This is a genomic window from Companilactobacillus nantensis DSM 16982 (genome assembly GCF_001435815.1).
GTDB classification, from domain to species: domain Bacteria; phylum Bacillota; class Bacilli; order Lactobacillales; family Lactobacillaceae; genus Companilactobacillus; species Companilactobacillus nantensis.
Genome location: NZ_AZFV01000001.1, coordinates 15,215 through 33,187, shown reverse-complemented (window position 1 = coordinate 33,187; position 17,973 = coordinate 15,215). Strand labels below are relative to the sequence as shown.

General features: G+C 36.1%; 16 protein-coding genes and 1 other RNA gene. 12 read left to right on the top strand and 5 right to left on the bottom strand.

The window, feature by feature from the left end:
* Window positions 1–20 precede the first annotated feature (20 nt).
* Window positions 21–381, top strand: an RNA gene (gene rnpB / locus FD31_RS13830) — RNase P RNA component class B.
* 311 nt (window positions 382–692) lie between these two features.
* A complete protein-coding gene (locus FD31_RS00150) occupies window positions 693–1,811 on the top strand; it encodes a THUMP domain-containing class I SAM-dependent RNA methyltransferase (RefSeq protein ID WP_057890738.1) in 1,119 nt (372 codons plus the stop codon).
* Here the strand turns inward: FD31_RS00150 and FD31_RS00145 are convergent.
* The 3 genes from FD31_RS00145 to FD31_RS00135 form a co-directional block, all read right to left on the bottom strand.
* Window positions 1,808–2,752 (bottom strand): magnesium transporter CorA family protein, encoded by a 945-nt coding sequence (locus FD31_RS00145; RefSeq protein WP_057890737.1) that lies wholly within the window; start codon window positions 2,750–2,752, stop codon window positions 1,808–1,810. The genes FD31_RS00150 and FD31_RS00145 overlap by 4 nt on opposite strands.
* Window positions 2,753–2,854: 102 nt before the next feature.
* The gene (locus FD31_RS00140) at window positions 2,855–3,868 is read right to left on the bottom strand and encodes a lipoate--protein ligase (protein ID WP_057890736.1); all 1,014 of its coding nucleotides are present in this window, start codon (window positions 3,866–3,868) and stop codon (window positions 2,855–2,857) included.
* Window positions 3,869–3,932: 64 nt separating this feature from the next.
* Window positions 3,933–4,337, bottom strand: coding sequence for a reverse transcriptase-like protein (locus tag FD31_RS00135; protein WP_057890735.1), 405 nt, complete (start codon window positions 4,335–4,337; stop codon window positions 3,933–3,935).
* A gap of 27 nt (window positions 4,338–4,364) precedes the next feature.
* Between FD31_RS00135 and FD31_RS00130 the strand changes: the two genes are divergently transcribed.
* From FD31_RS00130 to FD31_RS00100, 7 genes are all read left to right on the top strand, one after another.
* Window positions 4,365–4,763, top strand: a complete 399-nt coding sequence (locus FD31_RS00130) for an EbsA family protein (RefSeq protein ID WP_057890734.1) — start codon at window positions 4,365–4,367, stop codon at window positions 4,761–4,763.
* The gene (locus FD31_RS00125; RefSeq protein WP_057890733.1) at window positions 4,747–6,429 is read left to right on the top strand and encodes a formate--tetrahydrofolate ligase; all 1,683 of its coding nucleotides are present in this window, start codon (window positions 4,747–4,749) and stop codon (window positions 6,427–6,429) included. The genes FD31_RS00130 and FD31_RS00125 overlap by 17 nt, the downstream gene beginning before the upstream one ends.
* Window positions 6,429–6,890 (top strand): signal peptidase II, encoded by a 462-nt coding sequence (gene lspA, locus FD31_RS00120; protein ID WP_083483531.1) that lies wholly within the window; start codon window positions 6,429–6,431, stop codon window positions 6,888–6,890. Before FD31_RS00125 ends, lspA begins: the two co-directional genes overlap by 1 nt.
* Window positions 6,886–7,788, top strand: a complete 903-nt coding sequence (locus FD31_RS00115; protein WP_057890893.1) for an RluA family pseudouridine synthase — start codon at window positions 6,886–6,888, stop codon at window positions 7,786–7,788. Before lspA ends, FD31_RS00115 begins: the two co-directional genes overlap by 5 nt.
* 102 nt (window positions 7,789–7,890) lie before the next feature.
* The gene (gene pyrR, locus FD31_RS00110) at window positions 7,891–8,418 is read left to right on the top strand and encodes a bifunctional pyr operon transcriptional regulator/uracil phosphoribosyltransferase PyrR (RefSeq protein WP_057890732.1); all 528 of its coding nucleotides are present in this window, start codon (window positions 7,891–7,893) and stop codon (window positions 8,416–8,418) included.
* A gap of 23 nt (window positions 8,419–8,441) precedes the next feature.
* Window positions 8,442–9,530: a carbamoyl phosphate synthase small subunit gene (locus tag FD31_RS00105; protein ID WP_057890731.1), complete on the top strand. Its 1,089-nt coding sequence runs from the start codon at window positions 8,442–8,444 to the stop codon at window positions 9,528–9,530.
* On the top strand, window positions 9,521–11,938 hold the full coding sequence (locus tag FD31_RS00100; RefSeq protein ID WP_057890730.1) for an ATP-binding protein: 2,418 nt from the start codon (window positions 9,521–9,523) through the stop codon (window positions 11,936–11,938). The genes FD31_RS00105 and FD31_RS00100 overlap by 10 nt, the downstream gene beginning before the upstream one ends.
* Window positions 11,939–11,949: 11 nt before the next feature.
* Here the strand turns inward: FD31_RS00100 and FD31_RS00095 are convergent, their stop codons facing one another.
* A complete protein-coding gene (locus tag FD31_RS00095; RefSeq protein ID WP_057890729.1) occupies window positions 11,950–13,611 on the bottom strand; it encodes an Rqc2 family fibronectin-binding protein in 1,662 nt (553 codons plus the stop codon).
* A gap of 136 nt (window positions 13,612–13,747) precedes the next feature.
* On the opposite strand from FD31_RS00095, the gene FD31_RS00090 reads away from it, so the two are divergent.
* The 3 genes from FD31_RS00090 (at window position 13,748) to FD31_RS00080 (ending at window position 17,033) form a co-directional block, all read left to right on the top strand.
* Complete coding sequence (locus FD31_RS00090; RefSeq protein WP_057890892.1) at window positions 13,748–14,614, top strand: DegV family protein; 867 nt, start codon at window positions 13,748–13,750, stop codon at window positions 14,612–14,614.
* Between the two features lie 347 nt (window positions 14,615–14,961).
* Window positions 14,962–16,203 carry a CAP domain-containing protein gene (locus tag FD31_RS00085; RefSeq protein ID WP_057890728.1) on the top strand — a complete coding sequence of 414 codons (1,242 nt, stop codon included), beginning with the start codon at window positions 14,962–14,964 and terminating at the stop codon, window positions 16,201–16,203.
* Between the two features lie 119 nt (window positions 16,204–16,322).
* The gene (locus FD31_RS00080) at window positions 16,323–17,033 is read left to right on the top strand and encodes a hypothetical protein (protein ID WP_057890727.1); all 711 of its coding nucleotides are present in this window, start codon (window positions 16,323–16,325) and stop codon (window positions 17,031–17,033) included.
* Window positions 17,034–17,108: 75 nt separating this feature from the next.
* Here the strand turns inward: FD31_RS00080 and FD31_RS00075 are convergent, their stop codons facing one another.
* Window positions 17,109–17,696 (bottom strand): site-specific integrase, encoded by a 588-nt coding sequence (locus FD31_RS00075; protein ID WP_057890726.1) that lies wholly within the window; start codon window positions 17,694–17,696, stop codon window positions 17,109–17,111.
* Window positions 17,697–17,973: the final 277 nt, after the last annotated feature.

Here is a 17,973-nt window from a genome sequence, read left to right as displayed (position 1 = left end):
GTATACTATTCAAGTCGGTAAATTACGAGTGATCGCGGTCTAGTTATCTAGGCTGAGGAAAGTCCACGCCCGCGCGAACTGAGATGTTTGCAGTGTTTGTGCTTGGCCCAATAAGCCAAGGTACCTTTTCGGAGGTAACGGCAGCGAAAGCACTAAGGCTTTTAGCTATGTGTAACTAGCTTGAAAGTGCCACAGAGACGTATTATTGTGAGAAATTGCAATGGTGGAACGAGGTAAACCCCGCAAGCGGGCAACCCAAACTTTGGTAGGGGCGCTTCATAACGAGAAATGAATCTACTGTGAAGGCTTAATTGTAGATAGATGATTACTTATGGTAATAGGTCGCCAACCTATTACTTGGACAAAACGTGGCTTATAGGAGTTTATCGAGGCAGAGGACGACTTGTTCGTCCTTTTTTTATACACAAAATTTGGTATTTCGTCGAGAATTGTCATTGATTGTGAGAAATATAGGTTATAGTTATATTGATATTTAAACTGTATAAGATGTTTTCAACGTCTAATTACTATGACATAATCAGAATGTACAGGAATTTAAAAGTAATTAAGTGTTGAAAGCAGCTAATACTAATTATTACTTCTAGAAGTATAAATGTAACTATCAAGCTGTCCGAATAATTATTCTTAATAAGTCAAAATATATAAAAATTTTAAAACAATAGAGGAGCAATATGAAATTAATTGCAACGATGTCAAGTGGTTTTGAATCTATAACCGCTAAAGAATTACAAAACTTAGGCTATGAAACTAAAACCGAAAACGGCAAGGTTTATTTTGAAGGTGAATATGAAGATATTGCCAAAGCTAATTTATGGTTACGCAGTGCCGATCGAATTAAAATTTTGATTGATTCTTTTAAAGCTACAACTTTTGAAGAACTATTCGATAAGGTTTATGCCATTGAATGGGATAACTGGTTACCTTTAAATGCAGCTTTCCCAATTAAGGCTAGAACTGTTAAGTCACAATTGCATTCTGAACGTGATATTCAAGCTATTACTAAGAAAGCTATCGTTAACAAGATGGCTGACGTCTTCATGCGTCGTGGCCGTTTACCAGAAACCGGTGCTAAATTCCAAATTGAAACTAGAATCCATAAAGACGTTGTTGAAGTAACGCTTGATACAACTGGTGAATCACTTTATAAACGTGGTTACCGTATTGAACACGGTGCTGCTCCATTGAAGGAAAACTTTGCGGCTGCTATGATTTTACTTACCGTTTGGCATCCTGAAGAAGATCCATTTATGGACCCAACAACTGGTTCTGGAACAATTGCAATTGAAGCTGCACGAATGGCTAAAAATATTGCTCCTGGTATCCAACGTCATTTCTTGTTTGAAAATTTTGACTGGTTTGATGACAAGATTCTCGCTAACTTGAAAGAAGAAGCTAAAGCTGGCGTTAAAGATATTGACTTAGATATTTTTGCTAGTGATATCGATGGCTCAATGATTGATGTTGCTAAATTGAATGCCCATGATGCTGGTGTTTTACATGACATTCATTTCAAGCAAGTGGCTGTTAAGGATTTGAAGATTGAAGGGGAGTACGGAACAATTATTACTAACCCTCCTTATGGTCAACGTATGAGTGATATGGAAAACGTTCGTAAATTGTATAAAGAAATGGGAGAAGTCTTTGCGACCGCTCCCACTTGGAATAAATATATTTTGACTAGTGATACTGAATTTGAACAATATTACGGTTCAAAAGCTACTAAGAAACGTAAATTGTATAATGGTTCTTTAAGAACTGACCTTTATCAATACTGGGCTAATAAACACTAGAGACTATCACGACGGTGCAAATCCCAAAGAATAATTAAAATAATAACTACTGTGATGATTAATGAAAAGACCCATGACCAGCCTTGGTCAGCAACTGGCAATTTCATATTCATCCCATAAAAACCTGATACGATCGTGGGAATACTGAGAACAATTGTGTAAATTGTCAGTACTTTCATGGTCGTATTTGTTCTATTATTCAAAATATTATTGTACGTGTTAGAAATTCGATCAATGATATCAGAAGTTAAATCAACTTGATTTTTAATTTGTTCAATTTCAATCAAAGAATCGTGTAAATGTTCGCGAGCCGTTTTACTGAGATGTAAATCTTGAACATTTCCTGACGAGATGAGATCTAATTGCTTAATAACAGTCAAATTACCGTTAATGGCAGTATTTAGGTAAGTCGTTAAATCTTCTAAGTCGGCCAGTTCCAAAATTTGATTTTCAGAAGAATGGTGTTTCTTGATTAAAGCTTGAATGTGATTGCGTTGAACGTCAGCCTCACTGATCTGGTCACTATAATCGCTTGAAATTTGATCCAGAGTATTAAAGATAAACTCCCAAATTTCCTTCTGTGCCTCAATCTTCAGATGATTTTTAGCTGACAATAAATAATCTTTTAAATAGTGGGTTGCATCATTAGTGAATAGGAATAGTTGTTGCCCCTTAATTGCAAAGGAAACTGGCAAAACTCGTTGTGACATGTCTGGTGTTTGGTTATTTTCATTTTGAACGTTATAAACGATCAAGTAAGTATCGTTTAATTCGTCATATTCAAAGCGGGCACGTTCATTTTCATCATCAGCATAATCTAAAATTTCATTTGTTAAGGCGTATTTTTCAATTAAAGTTGCACGGTCGGCATCATTCAAATCGTCAGTTGAGTGAACATCAATTAGTTGAATGCCTTGATTTAATATTATTTCATTAATCATTTTTTTCTCCTCAATAAGGATAATCATACCAAAAATAAAAAATGGGTCGAGAACAAATTTTCTCGGCTCATTTTTTGATATGTTTTAATTGAGGTGTTTTGTTTAAGGAGTGAATAACTTGCCCAAGTCTTCCTCGGGAATACCCTTAAAGTAATCATCCAAATTAAATTGACTGAGAACTTTTAAAATTTCATCTCGATCAAATTTAACATTCACTAATTTTTGTTTAATATCATTAACATCTTTCATACCGAAGAAATCACCGTAAATTTCCACGTTTTCAACTTTACCACCGACAATATTGTAACGAACATCGACAGTACCCATGTCAAAGTGTTTTCTTTGCTTAGCAGTGAAAGCAGGGGATTTACCATAAACCCAGTCCCAATTGTAATAATATTGTTCCTTGATCTTATCAATTTCTTTTTGTTGATTAGCTGAAACAACATATTCTTGATCCTTGATTTCATCAAGACTGTTAGCATGGAAGAGTTCCAATAACAATTTGTCACGGAATTGTTCCGTCGTTAAATCTTGATATTCAGGTGCTAAATAAGGACGTAAGTTAGTTACACGGCTTCTGATGGACTTGATACCCTTTGAAGCGATCTTATCTTTTGAAACGTGTAGGGCTTTTGTCAAAACATCTAAGTCCACATCCAAAGATAAAGTTCCATGAGAGAATGTCTTGCCATTTCTTGAGTACATAGCGTTACCAGAGAACTTCTTGCCATCAACTAGTAAATCATTACGACCAGAAACTTCAGCTGTTGTAGCGCCCATTTGATGCAAAGCATCGATGATTGGTTGGGTAAATGACTTGAAGTCACCAAAGTTCTTATCATCAGAATCAACTACAAAACTAAAGCATAGATTACCAAGGTCTTGGTAGACAGCACCACCACCGGAAATACGGCGAGTTACGGTAATATTATTATCCTTGATATAATCACTATTAATTTCTTCAATCGTATTTTGGTTCCGACCGACGATTATACATGGTTTTTCAATGTAAAAAAGCACTAAAGGCTCATCAAATTTCACATTATTCATCAAATATTGTTCGGTAGCCAGGTTATCACGAATATCGCGGTCTTTCATCACAACATAGTACATAAGGAATACCCCCTCATTGAATTGAAAACGTTTTTATAGTAGCACAGTTTGTGAAAATCAGAAACTATTTATCACCATGTTTGCGAATATTTAACATTTTTTGATGAACGAGAGCATGGGCAGCCCCATTATCCTTGTCAGCAATGTGTTTAGCAAAATATCCCGGAAATTGTTGCAATAATTTTAAAATGTCATCTAATATCGGTTGATAATGCTTGGAATAATTTTTATCAAGGCTGTCAATGACAATTTGGCTATCTGAATGGATTAAAACTATCTCATTATTCCAGTGTTCGTTTATAATCTTTTGTAGAGCAAGTTTTAGTGCCAAAAATTCCAAGTAGTGGTTATCGGTGTTATCCTGATGGAGTGCCTCTTTATAAGTTTTTTCATTAAACCTTATAACGAAGGCTACTACACCAAGATTTAGATTAGTATTTAATCCAGCGTCGGTGTACAATTTAATCATATTATTTAGAACCTTTCAGGAGAAATTATGTCAAAGAAACGTTTCGTTCAACCAACTGGCGCATGGGGAATTATCATGTGGTCGATTGCATTGAGTCTCGCATGTTTGGGAATCATTTTGCAATTAGAGATCATGGCGCTCAGTTTTATTCCTTTTTTAATTTGGATCATTGATGCCATTTACGTCTTCTACATTATAACTAACTCATGGGTTAGCATAACAGCAGATCAAGTAATCATCAAAGAACCATATTACAAAACGCGGACTTTTAAGCACGCCGATGTAAATATTAAAGAGAATAGTAAATGGACTATGGAATTCGATTTTAATAATCGCGATTTCTTCCCATTTAGGATTACTTCTACAAAGGGAATTTTAAATATAATTAAAAAAGAAGCAGGTGAAAGCAATGTCATTTCCAAGTGATATCGAAATCGCTCAAATTAATGAGCATGACAAGATGAAAAATATTAACGAAATTGCTAGTAAGATTGGTTTAACATCCGATGATATTGAACCTTATGGTCATTACAAAGCAAAATTTTCTGGTCGCAGCATTGTTAAAAGTATGGAGAAGGATGATGGGAAATTAATTCTTGTTACATCAATCAACCCAACTCCTGCTGGTGAAGGTAAATCAACCGTGGCTATCGGTTTAGCAGATTCTTTACAATCACTTGGTAAGAAGACTGTCTTAGCACTTCGTGAGCCATCATTAGGCCCCGTTATGGGAATGAAGGGTGGTGCCACTGGTGGTGGTTACGCTCAAGTTGTTCCAATGGAAGATATCAATTTGCACTTTACCGGTGATATGCATGCCTTGACTAGTGCCGTTAATACTTTAGCTGCCTTGATTGATAACCACGTTCACCAAGGTAACGACTTAAACATTGATCCAAGAAGAATTGTTTGGAAACGTGCTTTAGATATTAACGACCGTTCTTTGAGAAACATTGTTATTGGACTCGGTGGTCCGTTCAGTTCTGTACCACGTGAAGATCATTTCGAAATTACAGTTGCTAGTGAATTGATGGCTGTTCTTTGTTTAGCACAAGATATCGACGATCTAAAGGAACGTATTTCAAGTATCTTAATTGCTTATACATATGACAAGAAGCCTATCTTTGTCCGTGATTTACATGTCGAAGGTGCTATCACTGTCTTATTGAAGGATGCTTTGAAGCCTAACTTGGTACAAACACTCGAAAATACACCAGCTATTATCCACGGTGGTCCATTTGCTAATATTGCCCATGGATGTAACAGTATTTTAGCTACTAAGTTAGCTATGAAGTTAGGTGACTATGCTGTTACTGAAGCTGGTTTCGGTGCTGACCTTGGTGGTGAAAAGTTCTTAGATATCGTTACACCAAGACTTAACCATGCACCTAATGCGATTGTTATCGTGGCAACTGTTCGTGCTTTGAAGTACAACGGCGGTCAAAAGCTTGATGATATTAAGAATGAAGATTTGAATGCTTTAAATCTCGGCTTTAAGAACTTGAAACGTCATATTCAAAACATGCGTTACTACCATATTCCTGTTGTTGTCGGTATCAATGAATTCGAAACTGATACTGCTAATGAAATTCAATTATTAAGAACACTTTGTGATGAGGTCGGAGTTGATGTTGAATTAGCTGAAATTCACCACAAGGGTAGTAAAGGTGGTCAAGCTTTAGCTAAGGCCGTTATCAAGGCTACTGAAAAAGAAGCTAACTACACACGTCTTTATGAAGATGAAGAAACAACTGAAGCTAAGATTGCTACAATTGCTTCCGAAATCTATGGTGCTAACAACGTTGAATACAGTGCCAAAGCTCGTAAACAACTTCAAATTTTGAAAGATCAAGCTTGGGATGATTTACCAGTCTGTATCGCTAAGACACAATATTCACTAAGTGATGATCCTAAACAACTTGGTTCACCACGTGACTTTACTTTACATGTCACAGATATCGTACCTAAGTTGGGGGCAGGGTTTGTCGTCGTCTTAACAGGTAACGTGATGACAATGCCAGGACTTCCAAAGAAACCGGCCGCTTTAGGCATGGATGTCGATAACGAAGGAACTATTGGAGGCTTATTCTAGTGCAGTTGATTTATTGGCTGCTTTTTGCAGTCCTAGTCGCTGGTGATCAAAGTCTCAAGTATTTTGTGACAAACAATATTGCACCAATGACAGTTCATGATTTTATTCCCGGAGTTTTATCGCTGACGCACATCACAAATACTGGTGCAGCGTGGAGTATGCTTGAAGGGAAAATGCTTTTCTTCTATCTTGTTACAATTATTGCGGTAATCGTGTTAGTATATTTATTTGTTAAAGCGGATAAAAAAGATTATCTTTATCGATTTTCTTTGATATTCTTATTAGCAGGGACAGTTGGTAATGCCATTGATCGTTTTACAAGACATTTTGTGGTCGATATGTTTAACCTCGACTTTATCAACTTTCCAATCTTTAATTTAGCTGACACTTATATTACAGTCGGAGTGATCTTGATTGTGGTGTCACTGATTATCCAAGTAGCAGGTGAGAAAAATAATTAGTAAGTCCTATAACTTAGAATATAACGAACCGAAAAAGGCTCGTTTAGATGCTTTTTTGAATGACCAAATCGCTGATTTGACTCGTTCTCAACTTCAAAAATTTATCAAAGATGGTAATGTCTTAGTCAATAATCAACCCGTTAGTAAAAATGGTTCCAAATTGACTGCTGGTGATAAAATTTTGGTCAATGTGCCTGAAGAAGAACCAATTAAGGCTGTTCCAGAAAACATCCCGATTGAGGTCGTTTATGAAGATGATGATGTTATTGTTGTCAACAAGCCTCAAGGGATGGTCGTTCATCCAGCTGCGGGACATCCCGACAAAACTTTGGTCAATGCAATTTTGTACCATTGCCAAATCAATGACGACGATGTTATCCGCCCAGGAATCGTTCACCGAATTGATAAAGATACTTCTGGTTTATTGATGATTGCTAAGAACAACTTAGCTAAACAATCATTGATGAAACAATTGAAGGAAAAAAGTAATCTTCGTGAATACTTAGCCATCGTTCATGGTAATTTCAAGGAAAAAACTGGTAAGATCAATGCGCCACTAGGCCGTTCGAAAGTTGACCGCAAGAAACAAGCGGTTGTTGAAGATGGCCGTAACGCAGTGACACACTTTACCGTTTTGGAACAATTTGAAAACTATTCACTTTTAAAATTAAAGCTAGAAACAGGTCGAACACATCAAATCAGAGTCCATATGCAGTACATAGGTCACCCAGTTGCGGGCGATCCTTTATATGGACCTAAGAATACCTTACCTGGTAAGGGCCAATTCTTGCATGCTGAGACCTTAGGCTTCGTTCATCCTCGTACTAACAAATGGATGGAATTTTCAATTGAGCCACCAAAGATATTCTTAGATACACTAGCGCAATTACGACGTTGACAGCCGTAACGTCGTGCTATAATCTAAAAATAGAATTGTGTGCGATTATAAAAAAAGTAAAGCACTCACTTTGTGAGTGCTTTTTTGAAAGTAGGGAAATTTATGGCTAAAGAAATTATTGACGGTCAAACGATGACTCGTGCATTGACCCGAATCACTTATGAAATTATTGAAAGAAACAAAGGTATCGATGACTTGGTTCTTGTTGGAATTAAAACACGTGGTGTTTATGTTGCGCACCGTATAGAATCAAGATTAAAGCAATTAGAAAACATCAGCATTCCCGTTGCTGAATTAGATATCACACCTTATCGGGATGACCAAACGCATGAGGAAACTGATCTTTCTTCAATTAAAGCGGAACCATTAGATATTGATATAAATAATAAACATGTAATTTTAACTGACGATGTTCTCTATACTGGTAGAACGATTCGTGCTGCTATGGATGCCTTGATGAGTGTTGGCCGTCCTAAGAAGATCTCTTTGGCTGTATTAGTTGACCGTGGCCACCGTGAACTACCAATTCGTGCCGATTTTGTTGGTAAGAATATTCCAACTTCTCAAAAAGAAAAAATCAAGGTATCAATGAAAGAAATCGATGGCGAGGACAAAATCGAAATCGAATAAATATTTTGAGGGAGTTGCTTTAGATGAAACGTTATTTAATTTTAGAAGACGGAACTGTGTTTCCTGGTGAAGGGTTCGGATCTTCTATCATTACCACAGGACAGTTGGTAATATCAAATAATCGTACCGGAATTGAGCAATCCGTCACTGACCCTGATACTGAAGGTCAGATTTTGGCGTTTACGATTCCTTCTGTCGGTAACTCAGGTATTAACCGTGACTTTTACGAATCAATCAACTCACAATGTAAAGGAGTCGTGATTGGCTCTTCTAGTCTATCAACCGTCGATGGTTCAATCTCATTTGAAAATTGGATCACTGGCTTACGTATTCCTGGTATTAAAAATGTTGATGTCAGAGCATTGGCTAAACATATCGCTGAACATGGTGAGATGAAGGCTAGTATCATGGATACCCATGATGAACATGCTATGGACCAAATCAAAGCGCTAGTTTTGCCACCAGACCTTGTTAAACGGGTCTCTACTCGACAATCATATCCAAATCCCAATATGGGACTAAAAATTGTCATTGTTGATCTAGGCTTAAAGTATTCAATTTTAAGACAATTGTCATATCGTGATTGCAATTCAATCATCGTAAATTATAATTCGACAGCTGAGGAAATTGAAAATCTTCATCCAGATGGAATTATTTACTCGAATGGTCCAGGTAATCCGACGGATTTACCTAATACGATCAAAACGATTCAGACCTTACAAAAGCGATACCCAATACTTGGTATTGGCCTCGGTAATTTATTGATTGCTTTGGCAAACGATTGTCGCATCATTAGACTTAAAGAACCACACCATGAATCATCATTAGCAGTTAAGGAAGTTGCCAGTGGCAAAATCGATTTTGTTAACCACAACCATTCTTATACATTAGATGAGAAATACATTGGCGGGTCAGACTTTATTGTTACTAATGTCTGTGTTGCTGACGGAACTATTGAAGGTATTCGTCATGAATACTTACCAATTATGTGTGTGCTTTTTGAACCAGAAGCAGCCCCAGGTCCAACCGATGGCTATTACGTCTTCGATGAATTTATCGACTTGGTAGAATCAGTTAAGAAACAAGAGGGAGTTAGAAATCAATGGAATTAGATGATGTACATACTATTTTAATTATTGGTCCTACTAGTAGTGACAAAAACGTTGATCTCTCTACCGCTCTATATGATACTGTCGATATTTTGCATCAATTAGGTTATAAAACTTCAATTATTGTTGAAGATCCTACATTACTACTATCATCTGGTGTTTTTTACGATAAAACGATTGTCGAAAAGGTCACTGGTGATAATGTTTTAAAATTTGTTCAGAAATATCATCCTGATGCGATTCTACCGACTGTGGGGGACCGTAACGCCTTAGGTATCGTTTCAAGTCTCAACGGTAAGATTGGTGGAACAAAGGTCTTAGGAGCTAGTTTTTCGGCCTCACTGGCAACATTTAAGCGGGAACTGTTTATCAAAAAGCTAACAAAGGCTAATTTACCAGTTATTAAGTTTATTTCATCAGATGATGAAACTGAGATTTATAGTTTTATTCGTTCGATTGGTTTTCCAATCATTGCACGAAGACGATACTCAAATCGACACTCAAGTGGTTGGACAAATATTAACAATTTGTTTGAGCTAGATAACTTTATGGCTACCGAAGATGTCTCGGATACTAAGATTGAAATTGAACGTAGTATTCGTGGATTTAGTGAATATTCATTTACGATCTTACGTGATCGTTATGATAATTCATCATTAATTGGAACTATTGAAGATATTGAACCAATCGGTATTCACCATTTGGATTCCAATTTGATATCACCGGCTATTTCTTTAAATGATTCAAAGTTACAGCGATTACGAAACTATTCCATTAAATTGGCTCGAGCATTTAACATAGTTGGCATTTGTACGGTTCACTTTGCCTATAATCATACGACTAAGGAATCATACATTACCGAATTTATCCCTCGTTTAAGTGAAGAGACTAAGTTCTTGGAATATGCAACAAGTTATCCGATTGCTACGGCAGTGGTCGAGCTTTGCTTAGGTTATCATCTTGATAAGTTGCAACTAGATGCTGGGAATCATTTCAACGGAGCAACAGAGCCGTTTGTTGACCATTTGACATCACGCTTTCCCCAATGGAAGACTCCTGGTCAAAAATACTTAGGACCTAGTAAAACATCGGATTCAAGTATTGTCGTCAATGGCTTTAGTCTTGAAGAAGTCCTCAATAAGGGGGCTTTGAACGATAAACTCAACAATAACTTTGACCGTTACAATGAATTACGTAAACTAGACGATGATGAATTATTTGAAAAAATCATTCACCCAACTAATTGGTTATTAGACGTCTTGTCAGAAGCATTACGTCGTAAATTTGAAATGCCAGTGCTTTCTGAGATCACTGGTGTCAATATTCCATATTTAACTGCTTTGCAAAATATCATCAATAATAGCTTAATCATTCGCGAAGGTGAGATTGATGGTAAAAATGTTGAACGTATGGTTGAGATGGGTGTTAAGGGCGTCGGTCACAGTAAATTATTACTTGATAGTCCAGATATCGTCACGAAGACGGTTGTTAAGAATAAGCGAGCTGTCTCAGTCGCCAACAATGAATACATTAACCACAACTACTTTGTAACTAGTGGTATTAGTAATGAACTAGAACTAAGTGATCGGAAGAAATTTGTGGTTAGAACACCAATTATTACTTCTAAGACGGATATAATGATTCGCCAGTTCGTTTTGTTCCAATTGGCTAAATCCATTGATCAAAATGGACTGGAACCAATCATTATTGGTCGAGAACCTTGGAATGCTCCATTGTCAATGCGACGGAAGGTTGTTGAGATTGACGATCCACATATGGAAATGAAGAGCCTTAATTTAATCAAACAAGAGAACGTTATTAAGATTATTGATTTATCAAAGAATTTGGTTGATACGGAAGATAATCGTGGTTTCCAATTCAGTGCTCAAGAAATTAAAAATATCGAATTACAAGGTGATACGACCTTACGTGTAATGGTTGTTAGTGATGGTACGAATTATTTGGCACCGTCAGTCATTTATCGTGGTAAGCGTGACAATCACATGTATGAGATTAGTTCGGTCAATAACTTTATGACTGCTGAAGATCGGGCCGAGGTTGCTGAATTGATTACGCATGAACTTGAAGACGATACTGAAGTTGACATCTTTAACTTTGAAATGGTCAAAAGTAATGGTCATTGGCTCGTAACGAAGAAATATCGTGGGATGACCAATGATATTATTCGTCACGAGTTGGCTAGTTCAGTTCATGTCATTGATACGCTTGTTAAATTGTTACTTGGTAATAAAATCGAAGAAGGATTGTCATTGGAGAAGGTCTTTGATAACTTCGATGAAAAGTATCTCTTAACGATTGATGACAAACGTTACAAATTACTCGATAAAGACGAGATTCAAGCTAAATTGAAAGAATTACGTCTGAAAGAAAACAAAAAAGCCACCAATTAAGGTGACTTTTTTTAATCCTCTTTTAAATCGGCAACTAATTTTCGGTCAGGGTCAACAAGAATTGTCTTTTGACCTTCAAAGATAACAAAACCAGGTTTAGCACCATTAGGTTTACGAATGTGTTTGATTTGTAAATAATCAACGGGAACTTTACTAGAATCACGTGCTTTCGAGTAATAAGCAGCAATCGTAGCAGCTTCGGTAATTGATTGTTCATCAGGATCACTTGTCTTTAAGATAACATGGGAACCAGGGATGTCCTTAACATGGAACCAATAATGGTTCTTTTGTGATAACTTCATCGTTAATTGGTCATTTTCCAAGTTATTCTTACCAACGGTAATTTCAACGCCAGTCGTAGTCTTAAAGTCTTCGCCAATCTTCTTTTTCCGTTTCTTACGAGCGTTCTTGCGTTTTTTCTTAATATAGCCAGAATCAATCAATTCATCAACAATCCCGTCGACATCTTCAATATCGACATATTCAAGGGATGCTAGAACTGATTCCAAGTAATTAACTTCATTCGTTGTAATTTCTAGTTGCTCTTTAATATGGGGAATTGAATTTTGAAGCTTCCGATATTTCTTGTAATAACTTTGAGCATTAAGTGAAGGTGAGTACTCGGGATTTAACTTGATTGTCACTTCTTCATTGTTGTAATAGTTAGTTAAAGTAATCGAGCTTGAACCATGTTGAATCTTTGACATATAAGTAGTCAACAATTCGCCATAGAGATTGTACTTGTTCATCACGTCGGTTGCATTCAACTGTTGATTGAGTTTTTTCACCTTCGATTTATCCTTTTTCAAGATAATTCCTAAACGGTGGGTAATACTCTTTGTTTGTTGTTCGATACGATCAAGACGAGCTTTATCTAGATAGTAATTATCTAACAATTCACTGAGGGATGGATAGACATTAACTTCAGTCGTTGTGTTAGTAAATGCTATTGGGAAAAAGCCTAGTTTGTGCTTATCGTTATTCGCTGCATTGGGATGAATCTCAGCTTGATAACGGTGCATGAAATCATCCAAAGTTTTGCCATGAGCAATTTCTTGAGCTAATTCAGCTGAAGTGTCTAACCCAATACCTTCATACTTTTGTCTAATATCGGCAGCAGACATACCTGTAAGATTTTCATTTTTCGTTGAAAATGGATTGATTTTATTTTGTGCAGGCGGTAATTTATAATCATCCCCTGGTAATAAGCCACGGAAACTATTATTTTCTGGAGAAACACGTTTGATTAGATCAATGATCTTACCAGTTTCCTTATTGATTAAGAAGATATTACTATGGCGTGCCATAATTTCGATAACTAAGGTATAGCTATGAATATCTCCTAATTCATTTTTAGCTGAGAGGTCGATTGAAACTACTCGGTCATTGTTCAACTGTCTAAAATCTTCGACAATTGCACTCGTAATGTATTTGCGTAGTGACATTACGAAAGTCGATGGTTTAGCTGGATTTGCAAAAGGCTGTTCAGTGATTTGCACTCTAGCATAAGAGGGATGAGCTGATAAAAGTAATTGACGATTCTTACGGTTACTTCTAACTGTTAGAATCAATTCATTGGCGAATGGCTGTTGAATTTTACTGATACGACCACCGCGCAGGTGCTGATTTAACTCGTCTACCATTGCATGGGTAAACATTCCATCAAAAGACATATTTTACTTCCTTTCTTAAAGTACACGATAATTTCTGAAACTTTTATTCTGTAACAAATATAAAATTGCGTGAATATGATATAATCTAATGGTTATACAATCATTATACGTAACTGAACAAGGAATTGATAAATTTATGAAAATAGCCATTGTAACAGATAGTACATCTTATTTGCCACAAGAAACAGTCGATAAATATAATATAACAGTTGTGCCAATAGAGGTAGTATTTAATACTAAAACATATCGTGAAGACATCGATATTACTACATCCGAATTCTATGATTTACTACAAAAATCACCAGAATTACCTTCAACAGCACAACCTTCGATTGGTGCGATGATGAAGATATACGATAAACTGGCTAAAGAAGGCTATGATACCGTAATTTCAATTCATTTAGCAAGTACCATTTCGGGATTTGTAAATAATCTTAAGAGTGCTGCTCAAACAATTGAGAATATTAACGTTGTTGTTTATGATTCTCATATTACTGTCCGCTTAATGGGCTACTTAGCTCAAGAAGCCGCACGGATGGCACAAGCAGATAAACCACTTAACGAAATCATTGATCGACTAGACGCCTTACGTTCATCAATCGGTGAATCTTTTGTCGTTGACGATCTAAAGAATTTGGTTAAAGGTGGTCGTTTATCAAATACTTCAGCTGTTATTGGTACTGTCTTAAATATTAAACCTTTACTAGAATTTGACAATGAATCACATAAAATTGTCGCATATGATAAGGTTCGTTCAATGAAAAAAGCCAAGTTAAAGGCTGAAGAAAAATTGAACGCCGCAATGGATGCCAGTCCTTATCCATTACGATTATTAGTCTTAGATGCTGACGATCCCGAATCAGGCGACCGTTGGGCAGAAGAAGTTCATGAGAAATATCCAGATGCAACACTTGAACGTTCTTATTTTGGCCCAGTAATCGGTGCCCACTTAGGAAAAGGGGCGTTGGCATTAGCTTGGATTCGTGATTTTGATAAATCATAAAGAAATTTTTTGATATATTTAGAGATAATAAAACACCTATTTGAGATTTCAAGTGGGTGTTTTTGTTGTATCTGTACCTAGAGAAAACTCTAACCTAAATTAAGATTGAATCGATAATCTTGTAAATGATTTTTACTTTCTAGAATAGACATATTTCACAATTGTCAGAGCATTAAAAAAATCTATTTCCAACGCTCTCAAAGAAAGTTATAATTTTGGTAGTGGAATGTTTCCTTTATTTACCGGAATAATATAAAATGTTTATTATAAATAGTTCTTTATTAATACATCCATTGAGTTAAAATATATGTAATCATCATTTTCACAATGAAAAGGGGAGTAGTATCATGTTTTCTAAGACTAAGAGAGCAGCTATTTTAGTAGCTGCAAGTGCACTTCTTGCTACCAGTTTGGGAGGGAATATTGCTTTTGCTGACGCAACTGCAAACGCTAACAGTAACACTTCAACAGTAACAACGACAAATAATGCGGGTGATTCCAACGTTGCTACAGCTACTAATGACAGTGTTGACCCTAACAAGACGGTTAATACTCCTTCATCAAACAGTAGTAATGATGAAACAGCTAATACAGCAGTAACACAAGCTAGTTATAAGAACATTGATATTGCTTCAGTTAAAATAGCAATGTTCTCTGAATTAAATCGTTTGCGTTCTCAAAATGGCTTGCAACCATTGACTTCAGTCGGTGTCTTAAACAACTATGCTCAAATTAGAACAGATTCATTCATAAGTACCGGCGGTGTTGATAATCATGCTGGCTGGAATTCAGCTAATATGGCACCATACAATTTGACTGCTGAAGAAAATATCGCTCAAATGCCATTTTCAATGATTGGAACAACTGACCCAACCGCCATTGCTCAAAAGATTACACATGAATTTTACGCTGAAATGTATGATTCTGAACCTAATTACGGTCACAGAAAGAACATGCTTAATCCTTATATTAATTATGTAGGTATCGGTTTGAGTGTTGGTAGCAACGGTATGGTTTACTTCTCACAAGAAATGGGTAATGATCAAGCTTCATATAGCAAGTATGATCCTAGTGATGTTTATGCATACTTCTTAACTAACAATAACGATTATGCTAATGTTTCAAAATATGATGTTGCTGATGCAGGCCGGACCAACGCTGATTACGCTAGCCGTGAAAATTACGTGACTGCTGATCTACGTGGTGGGGTTTCAACTAAGAATGCTGTTACACCACTTTATGACCGCTATGGTAACAAGAGAACTGATTTGGCATTGTCACCAAACAGCGATTGGATTTCTGACATGATTGCTGTTATTAATGGTAATTACTTCTATCATGTAAGTACCAACGGCTTTGTTTCAGCTAATGATGCTCTACCATGGGCTTCATTCCTAGCAGGTGCCAGTGTTACAGCAACTACTGAAGCAAGAATTTACGATAACAATGGTCACTATACAGGCCAAACAGTTAACGCGCATAGTAAATGGATTGTCGACAGACGTGCGGTAAACCCATTGACAGGCGTTAAAATGTATCGTATTAGCACCAATGCTTGGATTCAACAAAATCAATTAGTTCAAAATTAAACGTAATACCCACAAATTCTTATATGATTTGGGGGTATTTTTTGTCCTTTAGAATGAAAAGTATCCTGTTTTATGTAATGATAATAGTAATATGGAAGCTTCATTATGGAGGGATACTTATGAAAAAAATTCTGACATTATTTCTGCTTTCTTCTATTATCTTTACACTAGTCGGTTGCACTAATTCCACTGCAAATAATTCTGAAACGTATTATACAGAGGCTAAAAAGAGCCAAATTCAAAAGAATAAGCAGCAATGGCAAAATAAAGTCACAAACTCTGAGGTACACACATTGGGCAAATACATTGAAACACTCCCTAAAAATGATATACCAACGGCTTCATTAGTTAAGGGTGAAGGGACCATTATTAAAGCAACAGTCCTTAATTTGCAGGAAGCTAGTCAGACAATCACGCCCACAACTAAAATTATCATTCATGTGGACAAGGTATTAACTGGCAATAACAAACTAGCTGGTAAAAATGTTAAATACTTTACCGCTGGTGGTTTGATACCTAAAAATAATTACATGTCTCCCGACAGTCAAGAACCACAATTTAAAGATGTTACTGTATTTGAAAAAAGATTAGCTTATCCTATTCCTAACGTAGGAAAACATATAATCATCAACTTAAAACCAAGCAAATTAGATTTTGGTGGTCGTAAGGATAAATTAAAACAATATGTTCCAGTAAATGTTGAACAAGAGTATTGGATTTTTGATAAGTCGGCAAAGCGATACCAACTGAATAATCAATTGATTACTAATGGCGAATATCAAAAATTTCCTAAATTGATGAAACTAACTAATGAAATCAATCAAATTTAGAAAAGTTCAAACTAAGAAGCTCTCACAAGAAATAAGATTATTTCTTGTGAGAGCTTCTTCAATTTTGAAATTATCTTAGCCGAAGTCAACTTGATCCAACATTTGTTCACGTGACTCTTGATCCAAACCTAAATATGCTAAAGTCATTTGCTGGCTACTATGATTCAATAGTCGCATTACCAAAGCAATATTATAGTTGGATTGAATATAGACACGATAGGCCCCGGTTTTTCTCATCGTGTGGGTACCTAAATAGTTGATGTTTAACAAGTCACCAGTTTTAGCCATAATCTTGTAAAACTGTTTTTCTGAGACATGTCGATCCGGACGTTCCATTGAAGGGAAGAGCCATTCTGATTGCACGTGATTTTCTAAACGCCATTCTTGGTACAATAACAAATCTCGTTTGATAGGACGCAAATAGAGCGTATTTGGTTTACCTGTTTTTTTATCATGAATATAAGCATTTTTTCGGAGGTCATCATAATCATCAAATACGTCACGATATTTCAAAGACATCACATCTGAGACTCGCAAGAGAGTAGCTTTGCCAGTTTGAAAAATTGTATAGTTTCGGCGGCCATATTTAAAGTTCCTTAAAAGCGTATTTTTAACTTCATTCAGCACGTTGGTGTCTTTTATAGGTAAAACTAGCTGTTTCATATGCACTCCTTTGTAGGGACTCTTTTTAAGTTATTTATAAAAATAGACCCTTTAAATATATTGTAATTTTTACACACTGATACGTCAATGTTTTACAGGGGTTATTTCTTACAAATAGCCCCTGTTTTTTCAAATTTTAACTCAAATATTCGATTATGAATTTTAAGGCCAAGTTCATTTATTAAACGAGCAAGTACCCATTTAAGTTTCATAGAATGCGTCTCTCAGCAATATGAATTTTAAGCCACTAATTTTAAAAGATAATACTTCTTTTACT

What these genes read in the sequence shown, in the direction of transcription:
- FD31_RS00145 (WP_057890737.1), bottom strand. Translation starts at nt 2,752, where the DNA reads ATGATTAATGAAATAATATTAAATCAAGGCATTCAACTAATTGATGTT.
- FD31_RS00085 (WP_057890728.1), top strand. Translation starts at nt 14,962, where the DNA reads ATGTTTTCTAAGACTAAGAGAGCAGCTATTTTAGTAGCTGCAAGTGCA.
- FD31_RS00150 (WP_057890738.1), top strand. Translation starts at nt 693, where the DNA reads ATGAAATTAATTGCAACGATGTCAAGTGGTTTTGAATCTATAACCGCT.
- pyrR (WP_057890732.1), top strand. Translation starts at nt 7,891, where the DNA reads ATGGCTAAAGAAATTATTGACGGTCAAACGATGACTCGTGCATTGACC.
- FD31_RS00090 (WP_057890892.1), top strand. Translation starts at nt 13,748, where the DNA reads ATGAAAATAGCCATTGTAACAGATAGTACATCTTATTTGCCACAAGAA.
- FD31_RS00105 (WP_057890731.1), top strand. Translation starts at nt 8,442, where the DNA reads ATGAAACGTTATTTAATTTTAGAAGACGGAACTGTGTTTCCTGGTGAA.
- FD31_RS00130 (WP_057890734.1), top strand. Translation starts at nt 4,365, where the DNA reads ATGTCAAAGAAACGTTTCGTTCAACCAACTGGCGCATGGGGAATTATC.
- FD31_RS00100 (WP_057890730.1), top strand. Translation starts at nt 9,521, where the DNA reads ATGGAATTAGATGATGTACATACTATTTTAATTATTGGTCCTACTAGT.
- FD31_RS00080 (WP_057890727.1), top strand. Translation starts at nt 16,323, where the DNA reads ATGAAAAAAATTCTGACATTATTTCTGCTTTCTTCTATTATCTTTACA.
- FD31_RS00140 (WP_057890736.1), bottom strand. Translation starts at nt 3,868, where the DNA reads ATGTACTATGTTGTGATGAAAGACCGCGATATTCGTGATAACCTGGCT.
- FD31_RS00125 (WP_057890733.1), top strand. Translation starts at nt 4,747, where the DNA reads ATGTCATTTCCAAGTGATATCGAAATCGCTCAAATTAATGAGCATGAC.
- FD31_RS00095 (WP_057890729.1), bottom strand. Translation starts at nt 13,611, where the DNA reads ATGTCTTTTGATGGAATGTTTACCCATGCAATGGTAGACGAGTTAAAT.
- FD31_RS00135 (WP_057890735.1), bottom strand. Translation starts at nt 4,337, where the DNA reads ATGATTAAATTGTACACCGACGCTGGATTAAATACTAATCTAAATCTT.
- FD31_RS00075 (WP_057890726.1), bottom strand. Translation starts at nt 17,696, where the DNA reads ATGAAACAGCTAGTTTTACCTATAAAAGACACCAACGTGCTGAATGAA.